Genomic DNA, 12862 nt, shown 5'->3' with positions numbered 1-12862 from the left:
GTCATTTCACTGTGAGCGGAGAGGCGAGCGGGAGGGAGGGGAGGATGGCGTTGCGACGGAGGAAATTTTCGATGCGAGTCAGGCCTTCGTTGAGGAGCGCGGGGGCTTTGCTGATGTAGCCGTGGTCGCCGCCTTCGTGGGGGTAAAATTCGCAGGTATTGCCAGCAGCAAGCATGGCGTCGTGGAATTTCTGCGCACCGGCAAACGGCGCCGTCCGGTCGGCGGTGCCGTGAAAAAGAATGACAGGCGGGAGGCCGGAACGAACGTGGTCCACGGGGGAGAGTTCCTGCCAGCGGGCGCCGATCTTCTTGTTGCCGTAGCCGGCGCGGGAAGTGTCGATGACCGGGTTGAAGAGAACGAGCGCGTTGGCGGCGCAGGAGACGGAGGTGTCTTCGCCGGGTTCGTCGATGTCGGGGCCGGTGAAGAGCGTGGTGGCCGCGGTGAGGTGGCCGCCGGCGGAGCCTCCCGCCACGGCAATGCGATCGGGATCAATGCGGAGTTCGGCGGCATGGAGGCGGAGGTAGCGCATGGCGGAGCGCGCATCACGCACGCTGTCGAAAACAGTGTTTTCATCGGAGATAACGCCACCGTAAGCTTTCTTCTCGGCTTCACTTTGTTTCTCCATGTCCTTCCAGCCGGGGATGAGGCGATACTGGAGCGCAAAGGTAACGAGCCCCATGTCGGCAAACTTTTGGGCGAGTTGCACGACGCTTTTACGCAAGGGGCGTCCGTGGTCCCAGCCGCCGCCGTGGATGAAGAGGAGCGCGGGCCGGGCGCGGGTGGTGGCGGTGGAGGCCATCGTGGCCGCAGGTTCCCAAATGTAGAGATGCAGCGGCACGTCACCGGCCGTTTTGTAAACGACTTCGCGAGGAAGCGGCGTGACGGCGGAGGCCGCAGCGATGACGGGAGTGATCGTTGCAAAAAGAAGAAGGACGCGGGACCGGAGGCGAAGGTTCATGCAGGAATACAGTAGTAGAAAAACGGTGACGTCACGAACCGCGCGGGAGCACACTCCCGCGCGATCCCGAGACGCTGGTCAGTCCTGAAGCCAGGCTTCGACATTGGCGGCGGCAATGGAGCGGTCGGTGCCCTCGCTGGACCAACGGGCAACGAGAGGATAGAGCCAGTTGCGTTTCAGCGCGGAGGCGTCGGAGGGAGTGACGGTGAAGGTAATATCCGCAGCCTGTCCGGGAGCGAGTTCGCCGGTGGCGGCATCGGAAGGCGTCACCGTCCAGCCTTGCACGGCGGCGAGACGGAGGCGTCCGGCGGGAGCGGCGGCGGAGGTCGGATTTACGAGCCGGGTTTTGACCTGGAACGAGGCACCGGGACGCACGCGGGCGGCGTGGCCGTCGATGGCGCGGTCCGGAGTATCTATTTTCGGGATACTGATGAGCGGAGAATGGGTTTTGAGAAGATACAATATGCCGGCGGTTTCGATGGCGGGAAGTTTTACACGGTGGAGGTTTTGTGGTGCGCCGCCGGGGACAGGCCTGATTTCGACATAGCTCAGGCCGGCGTCTTCGGCGGAGCCCCAGAGGGCGCGGGTCCAAGGGCCGCCGGGAAGCGGAAGATCGAGTGTGGCGGAAGGGACGCGTTCGTCGGGATCGGCGGAGCCACGCACGGTGGCGACAACGGCGAGGTTGCCGAGCGAATCGGTGACGGGTTGCTCGACGCGAAGGATGGCGGCTTCGGCTGCGGTGATGCCGCGTGCAGTATAAGCGGGTGCGACTCCGGCGTCGCTCAGGAGGCCGGCCAGCCAGCGACTGACGGCGCCGCCGGGTTGCGGCGTGCCGGCATCTCCGGTGTCGGCGGTTTCATTGCCGTGCGAGGAGGTGAAAGTGGAGACTTCGACGGGGAGATTGACGTCCTCGCGGAGATCACCCGTCATGAAGGCGAGGTGAATGACCCGGCCTTTCCCGGCGGTGTTGGTGGTGACGAGGGGTCGGGCGTCGTCGGTGGCGAGGAGGGTTTTGGCTGTCGGGCTGGTGGTGCGGAGTTCGAGGCGACCGGTGGCACGCACACCGGTGAGCGGAGCCTGACGTTTGCCAAATGTGAAACGGGAGGAGGGAGTGTTGTCGTAACGACCGAGCGCTACGCCGAGGATGGGTTCGAGCTGGCGTTTTTCGCGGTGGAGTTCGTCGAAGTGACCGGGGCGTTCGTCGGCGAGGAGGACGCCGCCGTCGCGGACGTAGCGGGTGATGGCGTCAGCTTCGGAGGTGGCAAGGTGTTCGGCGCCGATGAGGACGAGGGCATTGTAGTTTTTTGACAGATACGCGGCGTCGAGCTTTGTCTCGGGGATGACGTCCACCCAGTAGCCCTGTTCGCGCAGCCAGCCATAAACCATGACGCGGTGATTCATGGGATAGGCCCATTTGGATACACGGCGGTCGGTGCGCTCGGCGAGAATGACGTCGCGGCGAGGAAGCAGCATGGCGATGCGAGGCATGTCCGGCGCGGGGCGGGCCGCAGTCCAGAGTGCCTCGGTGCGGTGAACCATGTGCGCCCAGCGGGCGGAATAAAACATTTTGGCGCGCGCAGTGCCGTCCGGCGCGAAATGCCCGAAGGTTGCATAGTCGCCTTTAGCACCTTCATAGCCGGTGGTAAAAAAGTTGGCGGCTTTGAGGCCGTTGGGAAGCACGCGCCAGAAAGTGGCTCCCCACTGATGACCGGGGCCGCTGTGGTTGTTGAGCTCGGGACACATGACACCGTGGTGCCCGTCGGAATTGAGTGCGTCGTCGAGGGGACGGATGATGTTGTAAATGTAGTTGGTTTCGTAAGCCTGGCGGTCTCCGGCTCCATATATGTTGACACCGATGTGGCCGCCACCAAAGGCGCGGGCACGTTCGCCAAAGAGGACTTGATCAAAGACTCTCGATCGTTTGACGAAGGGGTATTCGATGCTCTGTTGCGTGCTTTTATAGACAACCGGGCGGTGGTGCGGATCGTTTGTATGCAAGGCGTCCGCCATATCGGCGAGAAGCGAGGTGAAGGCTTCGCGATGGAAAGTGTGCCAGACGAGAAATTCGCCGGGGCGGGTGGCAAATTCGGCGGTTGTGGGCAGGGCGGAATCGCGAAGCTCGTCAAAGGAGCGGAATCGGGTGCCCCAAGTGTGATTGATGTCGTCGAGATCGCGGTAACGGGTTTTGAGCCACGCAATGTAGGCCTGGCGAGCTTCGGGAGCGTAATCGAGACGGCCTTCCCATTCGTTATCCATGCCCCAGAAAAGGGTCGGTTTGGCAACAGGCCCCTGTCCCCAAGAGGAGGTTGCGAGAGTTTTGGCGTAGTCGGTGAAGTAGGCGCGGGCAGTGTCGGTGAAGATGTTAATGAGGAGGTTTGAGGGAGCGGGTTTGCCGTCTTCCTGAACAAAGGGCGGAAAGTGGTAGGGGCCAATTTGACCGGGAGGGCGTGGCTTGCCGCGACGGAGAGCAAGGGCGGCGCGAGCTTGGGTGTAATAAAAATAGCCGTAACGTTCGTTGAGATTGTACTCGGGTTCGCCCGCATCACGGAAGGGCACTCCTTGTGCGAATTTGTTATTGTCGGGCTGCACTTGCCAGACGTTGAACCCGGAGTGGACAGTGAGGTGTGGTTGTCCGGCGGCACCTCCGCCTCTCAGGCCCATGCGAAAGTGGCCGGGCAGAGGAACACCATCAGAACCGATTTGCAGTGAATAAGCCGATACGTTGTCGAGCGGGTCAGCGGAGGCGGGCAACGCCGACAATATGGCAATACAGGCAGCGAGGCAAAAAGCAGCGCGAGCTGTTCGGGAGGAGGAGCGGGACATCATGGTTTGAAGAAAAAGGGTTCGCCTCCCTTGGCCCAGTTGATGCCACCGGAAGCGTAGTCGATGTGGGTGTCCGTTTTCGTTTCGTCGGAGTCGTAGTTGCCGCGCCGCGTGATGACAGCGCCGGAAACCATGAGGCAGTTCATTTTCCCGCGGTGGCGGTATTTGGGATGGAAGTATGATTCATTGGGGTAACCCGAATGGTCATCGCTACCGGCACCGACGCCTATCGATTCCCAGAGCAAAAGGGTTCGTGCCGGGTTGAGGATGGCGGAGAGCGGGACGGGAGGATATTTCACGGTCTTATCGACGTCCATGAAGGAATCCCGGTTCAGATAGCGATTGTACTGATACCCGCGACGATCTTCTTCGGTGCGATTCTCGCTGCCGGCAAAATACCACGCATATTCCGGAAACCGCGCCGCCAAACTCGGGCATGTGCCGGCACGCGCCGACATGATCCGACCAGGTTTGTTCGCAATGGCAGCCATGTATGGATTGAGCTGATCGAACCACCGAGGACTGCTACTGCCAGTGGGCAATATATCTCTGTTCTCAACAGCGAACATGTTGAACGCCACGCCGTACTGGCGGAGGACGGAGACGCAGGCGGCGGCGCGGGCAGATTCGCGGACCCGGCCGACCACGGGAATGATGATGCCGGCGAGAAGGCCGATGATGGCGATGACGACAAGGAGTTCGATCAGCGTGAAACCTCCTGCAAAGCGGCTTCTGGATAAGGCGGGGTGGTGCATGGCGGGGAAGATTCGGGAAATGTCCGGTTACGGTCGGAGAAAGACGACGACGAACACCGAACCGCACAAACGGATTGAACGCCAGCGACTGTTCTCTTTACGTAAAGTCCATGAAAAGCACCCCGATCCCTGCTTCCGGCTCCGCATCTGTTTCCCCGGGTTCCACCCCGTCCGGTTCGGGGGAATCGCCGTCAAAGCCCGTTCCGTTGCGCGTGATCGCGGAGAAGGCGAAGGTCACGCGCATGACGGTGTCGCTGGCGTTGCGCGGTCACCCTACGATCCCGCCGCAGACGCGCAAACGCATCGCGGGCATCGCGCAGAAACTGGGTTACCGGCCGGACCCGGAGATGTCGGCGCTGATGGCCCGGTTGCGCACCGTCGCGCGCACGCGCAGCGAATCTACCCTGGCAGTTGTAACCGATCCCGCGTGGGAACAATTTCCCACATATCGCGATTATTTCGACGGAGCCAAACGGCGGGCGGAGCAACTCGGCTACTTGCTGGCCGAATTCAGCCTCAACCGGAAGGACATGAGCGAAAAACGCCTGAGCCAGATCCTCTGGGCGCGCGGCATCGAAGGCGTGTTGATTTTTCCACTACTTTTCGACCCGGGAGAGTTCAGGCTGCAACTGGACTGGGAAAAATTCTCGGTGGCCACGATCGCGTTTTCCGTGGCGAAACCGGAAATCCACCGGAGCTCCTCGCACCACACCCAGGTGGTGCAGGAGGCATTCCGCCAGTTGCATGCGCTGGGTTATCGGCGGATCGGGCTGGCATTGCCGGCGCACCACGACGCGCGCACCGGGCACCATTGGCGGGCGGGGTTTTTGTGCGCGCAGCATCTGCTGGCGGACAAGGGAGCGCAACCCGTGCCTCCGCTGATCACGCCGCGCTGGGATTTCGAGACATTCGCCGCCTGGTTTCGCGAATATCATCCGGATGCCGTTCTGGGTATCGATCGTCCGGTGACGGACTGGATCGGACGTTGCGGCGCCCGGGTGCCGGACGATGTGGGTTACGCGAGTATCGATCTCACGGTGGCCGTTGGCAACAATGTCAGCGGCATGAACCAGAATTCGGTGGAAATCGGCGCGGCGGCGCTCGATTTGGTGGTGAGCGGCGTGCGCCAGCACGAACGAGGAGTCCCGAAGCACCCAAAGATCGTCATGATTGGAGGTTTTTGGCAGGCAGGCGGCACTACGCGCCGCAAGCGGCGGTAAGAGAATATGAAACGCGGATGCAACTGGCGGCCTGAAAACCGATGCCGCCGGCCTTGTCCGCCAGCCCGGCGACATCGAAACCATCGGCCATAGCCTCCGCTTCGCCTGTGGTAACCTGCAACGCATACGAAAAAGCCTCGTATTCGAAACAAAGTTCCGGTGTCGGGACACCCTCGGCCGCGCCGCGCACCCCGACAAACGATGTCGCTGCCGCGTGCGCCCAGCGGACAGACAGCATCAATGCCGCGCCCGACTGCAACGCAGCCAGCCAGCCGGTTTTTTCGAAGGTAACCGTGAGCACATCGGCGGTGCCGGCGAAAGCGACAGGGAAACGCACCGCCAACCTGCCAGTGCGGCTATTCGCCTCCGTCACCTCCGGCTCGCCGGTGAGCCGCAATTCGCACCCGTCGGCCAACCAGCGTCCCAGCGCACGGTCGTCCGCTGACGCCGACCACCCGAAACCGTCGAGCACCGGCAGCGTGTCGAACCGGGCCGCGTGCAGGTCGCAACGCGCCTCCAGATAACGTTCCGCATAACGTTCATCGAAAAGATGCAGGTCGCGCAGGTACAGCCGGTCACCTTCGACCAGCAGATTTATCCTGTAATGTCCTGAATGATACCAGACGGAGCGTCGTGTCCCGCCCAGTGTATCACGCAATGCCACGATCGCCTGCGGAGGCGTCCCGGTTACGTCCGCCGGAAATGTCCGTCGGAACCACCGCCCGGTGTCGCCCAGCGTTTCGAATTCCAGCCTCCCCTGCCCTGCCGCTGTCGCATCCCGCCGGCGCCCGAACTCCGCCACCTGCATCGCGTAGCCTTCCGCCATCACGGGCCAGCCGAAGCTGTTTTCCTGGCCGGCCTGCGCATGCGAAAAGGCCAGCGCCGGCGCGCAGGCAACGATGTCGAGAAACCGCCGCACCCACTCCGGGTTTTTACCGGCCTCCGCATAGATCGGTTCCATCGTGAGCACGCCCTGCCAGGAGGTGCCGAGGCCGGTATCGTACTGGTGGATCGGATCGGGACCGAGCAGCCGGAAAACCGGCGTGCCGATCTGTCCGGCCGGCGTTTGCGCGGGTGAAAGCGTATTGCGGCGCGACGGATAATAGCCGCCCGCGAACGGACCCCCCTGGAAGGTGTATCCATCCGTTCCGTACTGGTCGCGGCAGATGGCGAACGCCTCCACGCCGTGCTTTTCGGAAAGGCGGGCCAGCGTGCGGGCGTCGATATACCATGCCGCCACCGAACGCGGTCCGCGTTCGCTTCCGAAAATCTCGCGAAACGTCCGCACCGCCACATCGGCCAGCCGGTCGCGCTCCGCCGGCGTGTAGCCGACGGAAAACGCCGCCTGCACGTGATGATCCCAGTTCAGGCCGTCGGCGCCGCGGAACACCACGCCGGCGGCATCGCAGTGCATCCGGTTGATCTCGAACCAGAGCCCGACCTCGTGATTGTCGGGCAGATTCGCCTTCAGGAAATCGACATACGGACCGGCGACGAGCGCGTCGAATTGCAGCAGCCACGTACAGGGCAACCCGGCCTCGCGCAGGAGCTGCATCTGTCGCACGACCGGCTCCAGCAGATCGAGCGCCGGATCGCGCGGGTCGTCGTAGCGGATGAAGTTAACGATGTTGATGATGCGGCGCGGCGTCATGATTGAGGCGAAAGATGCCGCGTGCGGTATTCGGAGGCCGTGATACCGAAGTGGGCGCGGAACCGGCGCGCGAAGTAATTGGGGTCCGGCCAGCCCACATCCTCGGCGATGTCGGCGATCGGCATCGGGGTGCGCAGCAGCAGATGCGCCGCGCGCTTGGCCCGCGCCTGCGCGATGTATTGCATCGGTGATACGCCGAGCGCCGCCTGGAAAAGCCGGCCGAGATAGGACAGGTCGATGTTGAGCCGCCGCGCCAGTTCGGAGGCCGTCCAGGGTTCGGCGAGGTTTTCGTTCACCAGCGCCACGCTGCGCTTGACCGCCACGTGGACGACGCCGGAGGCCGCGGAAACATCCGCGCCGCGCCCGCTGCCGTTCCGGTCTTCGTCGCGAAGCGGTTCCATCCCCTGCGCAAGGCACGAAAGGATGAGGATGAGGTGTCCCAGGCGGTCGGGATTGGTTTCGGGATCTTCGCTTTCGCCGATGGCCACGAGCGCCTCGAAATGCGCGACGCAACGCGCCAGCGCAGGCGGGTCGAGGTGAATCGCCACGATGCCGTTGTGGTCCTGCGTGGAGGCGCGCCAGAGGAGCCGGTTGAGGCGCGGATTGTCGAGCGTCCAGAGCAGTTCGTGGTGGAGCAGGTCCTCGAGAAAACCGCACACGTAAGAATCCACGTCGTCGTTGTCGTGGTGGCGGTGCCACGCGCCCGGATGCAGGACAAAGGCGTCGCCTTCGCGAAACGGCCGGTCGCCGAGCGCGGATTCCTGCCAGCCGGTGCCGCCGGCGCAAAGCTGGATTTCGATGTAGTCGTGATCGTGGCGCGGCCCGCCGGCCCTCTCGTGCGGGAAATGATAGGCCGTGACCGGAATCTGGCGTTCGCGAAACCGCCGGCTCCAGCGCGTGTGGAAGTCGTCGAGATCATCGATGATTTTGAATTTGTACGATCCGGTCACGCCACGGAGTCCTGACGATTTCCGGGGAAAATGGAAGATGATGTCGAAATTGTCCTGGTTGAAAAACCGGGATTGTCCTAACGCAGGCAGACGAAGTTTTGCTACGGTTTGTAATGTCACAGCAATTCCGCCCCGCCTTGTTTTTCCCCGGCTACCGGCTGCTGGATGGCATACCAACTCAAACAAATTCGCCCATACCATGAAACAAACCGTTTTCCCTTCGCACAAGATTGTGCCGGCCTGTACCCTCGTGTCGGTTCTCGCCATCCTGGCGATTACCACCGCATCCGCAGCATTCTCTCCATTCTCGGACGATTTTTCAGGGACTGCGCTGAATACCGACAACTGGAATTCCAATGTCACCAGCACAGCGAGCGGCTCGATATCGGTCAGCGAAAGCAACCTGCTCGCTTCCGCAGGTGTGGCCAGCGGCAGCCAGCGTGCCACGATCATTTCCAGGCGCTCCGACTTTAATCCGTTCGAGCAGTCGCTGGCTCTTTCGTTTTCGGGTCTCTCGGTTGGCGGCACGCCGGGCACAGGAGCCAACGTATTCTATGCGATGATCGGAAATACCAGCGCTGCGGGCGATGGAACGGGAAACAGCTATTATCCCACCAAGTCGACCAGCGACGGCGCCGGTTATCTCGCCGTGCTCGTCACCCATCTCGACAGCGGTTGGCAGGTGTCCCTTCGCCGCTCGTCGGCTATTGTCGAGACCTTCGACATCACCGGCATTCCTGTCTCGCTTGAATGGACAGTGGACGCCACCGGCGACACTCCCTCCTGGTCGTTGACCCTCGGCGGTGATGCAAGGTTTTCAGATAATTCGGTCACAAAGACAGGCACGTATTCCAGCGTCACCGCGACCATGTTTACCACTGCGGGATCTTATCTCGCGCTTGGAGCTCTCAATCTCGGCAATGTCGATACGGGGACGAGCATCGGTCTCGGTTCGGTGGATGTCTCCGTAAAAGCCATTCCCGAGCCCGCCACGACAACCGCGCTGCTCGGTCTCGGATGCCTCGCGATTGTTCTGGGTTGCTGCCGCCGGCGTCGTCGTTAATCCCCCTTCCTCCTTGCCGCTTCGGGTAACAGATACTGCCTGTCGCCCGAAACGGCAGCCACCGGTTCCCCCCTTCCCGCTCCCGCCGGGTTCCCGATTTTCGCCCTTCAATTCCGCAATGAAAACGCCCCGTACTTCCGCCGCCTTCACCCTGATCGAACTGCTCACGGTCATCGCGATCATCGGCATCCTTGCCGCCATTATCATCCCCACCGTCGGCAAGGTCCGCGAAAGCGCGAAACGCTCGAAAAGCCTCAGCAATCTCCGGCAGATCGCCGTGGCGATAAATCTCCATGCCGGGGAAAACCGCGGAAAATATCCGCTTCAGGGCGGCGGCGCCGGATTCGACTCCCCGCTGTGGCCTGCCCGTCTGTTGCCTTACCTGTCGCCAAAGGTCGGCACCGGCAAAATCTATCACGACAGCACCACCGTCGATATGCAGAATCCCGTGCTGCTCGACCCGATGGTGGCCGACGGCAAACATCACTCGGCGTCCGACTACGGCGCCAACGCCAGTGTTATCCGCTCGGAAAATGACGGCGCCATCGATGCTTCCACCCTCGCCCAACCATCGCGCCTGGTTCTCGTCACCCCGACCGCTCCCAACGCCGATCTGACCAAGGCGACCTGGTATCTCGGAAGGGGATACGCCGGCGGCACGGCTTCCCAGTCACCCAGCGACCGGGGCAACCCCGGCACTATCATGTGCGGTTTTGCCGATGGCCATGTCGCCACGCTGAAGCTCGCCGACCTTGCCACCAACGAGGACAAGCGACAGTATTTCGTTCCCAATCCCTGACCCGTCGCCGCCCCATGTCCGTTTGCCTTTCCCGCATCGCGACCGTTCTGGCGATGCTCTTGCTGCTGCCTCCTCATCTTCATTCCCGCCCCGCGCCGTCCCCTTCTGCCGACGACCTCGCCCGAGAACAGGCCGCACAGCTCGATTTCACCCGGGCGCTCCGCACGCTGCGTGCCGCCGGACACCCTGACGAAGCCGGTCGCCCCAGCGGCGACACCACCGGCCCGGACAACGAGGCTCCCCTGCGCCGCCAGCTTGCCGTCGCCGCCGCCCTGCTGGGCGCGCAGCCGCGCACCGCATCCCATATCGGGGAGGCCCTTGCCATCGCCCGCGCGGTTTCTTCGGCCTCACCTTCCGCTTCCGGTCCCCTGTGCATCGCCGCCCGTTATCTCGAAGCCCGCATCCTGCAATCCCACCTCGAACCGCCCGATCCCGCCGGAGCCCGGGCGCTCTATGCCGATCTTCTCGCCACCGCTCCGGAAGCCCCGCTGGCCCAGCACGGCGGCGTGTGGCTCATCACGAGCCTCCTTTTCCAGCCGTTGCCCGCGCCGACCGCGGCCGCCTCCGCAACTCCGTCGATCTCGCGCGAGGCCCGCCTGGCCGAAGCGGAGGCGGTTCTCCCGCTCCTCACGCTGCCTGCCGCCGAACGCGATGCGCGCTACCTCATCGGCCGCGCGCGCCTCCGCTGGCGTCTCGATCCGCTGGCGGCCCGTCATCACCTCGAACGCGCCGCCGCCATCGGGTTCAGCCAGGTCCAGCGGCAAAATTCCCTGCTCGTCACCGTCGGCGAGCTCGCCTCCGAAACCGGTGATGCCGCCCTCGCCATCCGCTGTTATGAAACCTTCCTGCAATCCGCCTCGCGCGATACCCGCGCCTTCACCCTCCGCCAGCGGCTGGCCGCCCTGAAACAGGCCGGGGCTCCGAAAAAAGCCGAGGGCTGAGACCGGACCCTCCCGGTCGCCCCTCGCCTGCACCCGCGCCCGCCTTCAGCCCATCCGCCGTTCAGACTTTTCGTGAAACGCCTCGTTCCTCTCCTTGGCCTCGCCCTTCTGGTCGCCGCCTTCGCCACGGCGGCGCTCCGCATCGCCGCCCGCCATCGCGCCGCCGCCGATTCCGGCGTGCGTGTCCTGCGCATCGGCCACTGGCTGATCCACGCCGGCATGCCCGAGGCCTTTGCCGAAGCCATTGCCGACTACGAAAAGCTCCATCCCGGCGTGCGCATCGAACAAAATGCCGTCCCGATAAAAACCTGGTTTGCCTGGCAGCGCGCCCAGTGGACCGGCGGCACCACGCCCGACATCATGCAGCTCGGCAAAGGCACCGGCCTGCCCGAAGTCGGCCGTTACTACACCCCGCTCTCCCCGCACCTCGACGAACCCAACCCGTACAATACCGGCACCCCGCTCGAAGGCGTTCCCTGGCGCCAGACGTTTATCGACGGCCTCAACGGCTCTCTCAGCTACTTCCCCGCTCTCGGCGAAACCTGCGGCATCCCGCTCCAGGTCTCCACCTTTCGCCTCTACTATAACCGTGACCTTCTCCGGGCCGTCACCGGTTCCGACACCCCGCCGCGCACGCTCGACGGGTTTCTCGCTCTGGCCGCGCAGACCCGCGACTACAACCGGCGCCGCTCCACCGCGCTCGTGCCGCTTTCGGTCTGCGGCCCCTATGCCCAGGGCCTCTTCGACCTGCTCGATGCCAGCATGACGCAGTCCCTCATGGAGCGCAGTTCCCCCTCGCGCACCCTGCAAGTTGACGCAGTCGAGCTCGCCGAAAGCTGGCTCGCCGGCGACTGGTCGCTCGATTCCCCGGAAGTCCGCCGTTCCCTCGAACTCCAGGCGCGCCTCTTCGATCTCTGCCAGCCCGGTTTCCTCACCCTTCAGCGCGAGGATGCCCACTTCAACTTCGTCACCGGCCGCGCGCTCTTTCTCTACGCCGGGAGCTGGGACTACACCGGCGTCATGCAGGAAGCGGCTTTCGATGTCGGCATCGCCCGCTTTCCGCTGCCCGCCGCGGGCGAGGGGCACTGGGGCGAATATTCCCTCGGACCCGTTTCCGAAGCCACCTGGATGGAGGCGGTTTTCGGCATCGCCAACACCGCGCCCGACCCCGCCCTCGCCCTCGATTTCCTGCGCTTTCTCACCAGCCACCGGACGGCGGAAAAATTCGCGGCCACCAGCCGCCGCCTTTCCGCCGTGGTCGACGTTCCCGTCGCCCCTGAACTTTCCATCCTCCGGCCCGATCTCGACGGCAGTTTTTCCGGTCTTCCGCTCCGCATGGCCGGCCTGCCCGGGGCCAATGCACTGCTCCGTTTCCAGCAAAACCTGCATCTCCTCGGCGCAACAGGCGAGGAGCCCGCTCCCAACGCCGATGACTCCGCCTCGCGTCGCGTCGAACGCTTCACGCAAGCCGTCGCGCCCGCCTGGCCCGCCGCGCTCCATCGCGATCTCGACAACGCCCGACGCCGTTTCCTCACCAGCGTCCGCCTCGGCGATTCCCGTCTGCTCTTCGCGGCGCTCGATCCCGTGGCCGCACCCGGCGACGCGGCTCTCGCGTCCGTCCTCGAAAGCACCATCGATCTCGCCCTCTCTGGCGGTCTCATCGAGGAAGCGACACCCTCCTCGCCCTGACTTCACCTGCCAT

10 protein-coding genes are annotated in these 12862 nt (G+C 63.6%); 5 read left to right on the top strand and 5 right to left on the bottom strand.

All coding sequences use genetic code 11. The features are described 5' to 3' along the window. Position 1: 1 nt before the first annotated feature. The 3 genes from OPIT5_11205 to OPIT5_11195 form a co-directional block, all read right to left on the bottom strand. The gene (locus OPIT5_11205) at positions 2-958 is read right to left on the bottom strand and encodes a lipase (protein AHF90682.1); all 957 of its coding nucleotides are present in this window, start codon (positions 956-958) and stop codon (positions 2-4) included. 78 nt (positions 959-1036) lie between these two features. Continuing rightward, positions 1037-3784, bottom strand: coding sequence for a glycoside hydrolase family 42 (locus OPIT5_11200; protein AHF90681.1), 2748 nt, complete (start codon positions 3782-3784; stop codon positions 1037-1039). Continuing rightward, positions 3781-4536, bottom strand: coding sequence for an N-terminal cleavage protein (locus OPIT5_11195; protein ID AHF90680.1), 756 nt, complete (start codon positions 4534-4536; stop codon positions 3781-3783). The genes OPIT5_11200 and OPIT5_11195 overlap by 4 nt, the downstream gene beginning before the upstream one ends. A 110-nt stretch (positions 4537-4646) precedes the next feature. On the opposite strand from OPIT5_11195, the gene OPIT5_11190 reads away from it, so the two are divergent. Further along, positions 4647-5756 carry a LacI family transcriptional regulator gene (locus OPIT5_11190; GenBank protein ID AHF90679.1) on the top strand — a complete coding sequence of 370 codons (1110 nt, stop codon included), beginning with the start codon at positions 4647-4649 and terminating at the stop codon, positions 5754-5756. Here the strand turns inward: OPIT5_11190 and OPIT5_11185 are convergent. Together OPIT5_11185 and OPIT5_11180 are read right to left on the bottom strand one after the other, a co-directional pair. Continuing rightward, the gene (locus tag OPIT5_11185; GenBank protein ID AHF90678.1) at positions 5734-7407 is read right to left on the bottom strand and encodes a hypothetical protein; all 1674 of its coding nucleotides are present in this window, start codon (positions 7405-7407) and stop codon (positions 5734-5736) included. The two genes, OPIT5_11190 and OPIT5_11185, sit on opposite strands and share 23 nt — an antisense overlap. Continuing rightward, the gene (locus tag OPIT5_11180; GenBank protein AHF90677.1) at positions 7404-8357 is read right to left on the bottom strand and encodes an AraC family transcriptional regulator; all 954 of its coding nucleotides are present in this window, start codon (positions 8355-8357) and stop codon (positions 7404-7406) included. Before OPIT5_11180 ends, OPIT5_11185 begins: the two co-directional genes overlap by 4 nt. A gap of 199 nt (positions 8358-8556) precedes the next feature. Between OPIT5_11180 and OPIT5_11175 the strand changes: the two genes are divergently transcribed. From OPIT5_11175 to OPIT5_11160, 4 genes are all read left to right on the top strand, one after another. Then, positions 8557-9420: an anchor protein gene (locus OPIT5_11175; GenBank protein AHF90676.1), complete on the top strand. Its 864-nt coding sequence runs from the start codon at positions 8557-8559 to the stop codon at positions 9418-9420. Between the two features lie 118 nt (positions 9421-9538). Further along, entirely contained in the window at positions 9539-10219 is a 681-nt protein-coding gene (locus tag OPIT5_11170) for an N-terminal cleavage protein (protein AHF90675.1), read from the top strand. 14 nt (positions 10220-10233) lie between these two features. Continuing rightward, positions 10234-11160, top strand: a complete 927-nt coding sequence (locus tag OPIT5_11165; protein AHF90674.1) for a hypothetical protein — start codon at positions 10234-10236, stop codon at positions 11158-11160. Positions 11161-11232: 72 nt separating this feature from the next. Then, the gene (locus OPIT5_11160) at positions 11233-12849 is read left to right on the top strand and encodes a sugar ABC transporter substrate-binding protein (protein AHF90673.1); all 1617 of its coding nucleotides are present in this window, start codon (positions 11233-11235) and stop codon (positions 12847-12849) included. Positions 12850-12862 lie beyond the last annotated feature (13 nt).

The organism is Opitutaceae bacterium TAV5, assembly GCA_000242935.3.
In the GTDB taxonomy this organism is placed as follows: domain Bacteria; phylum Verrucomicrobiota; class Verrucomicrobiia; order Opitutales; family Opitutaceae; genus Geminisphaera.
Note: the sequence above shows the minus strand (reverse complement) of the source record. Positions and strands in the feature narration are given on the sequence as shown.

Excerpts from the sequence above, each read along its gene's own strand:
- OPIT5_11205 (AHF90682.1), bottom strand. The coding sequence starts at position 958 with ATGAACCTTCGCCTCCGGTCCCGCGTCCTTCTTCTTTTTGCAACGATC.
- OPIT5_11200 (AHF90681.1), bottom strand. The coding sequence starts at position 3,784 with ATGATGTCCCGCTCCTCCTCCCGAACAGCTCGCGCTGCTTTTTGCCTC.
- OPIT5_11195 (AHF90680.1), bottom strand. The coding sequence starts at position 4,536 with ATGCACCACCCCGCCTTATCCAGAAGCCGCTTTGCAGGAGGTTTCACG.
- OPIT5_11190 (AHF90679.1), top strand. The coding sequence starts at position 4,647 with ATGAAAAGCACCCCGATCCCTGCTTCCGGCTCCGCATCTGTTTCCCCG.
- OPIT5_11185 (AHF90678.1), bottom strand. The coding sequence starts at position 7,407 with ATGACGCCGCGCCGCATCATCAACATCGTTAACTTCATCCGCTACGAC.
- OPIT5_11175 (AHF90676.1), top strand. The coding sequence starts at position 8,557 with ATGAAACAAACCGTTTTCCCTTCGCACAAGATTGTGCCGGCCTGTACC.
- OPIT5_11170 (AHF90675.1), top strand. The coding sequence starts at position 9,539 with ATGAAAACGCCCCGTACTTCCGCCGCCTTCACCCTGATCGAACTGCTC.
- OPIT5_11165 (AHF90674.1), top strand. The coding sequence starts at position 10,234 with ATGTCCGTTTGCCTTTCCCGCATCGCGACCGTTCTGGCGATGCTCTTG.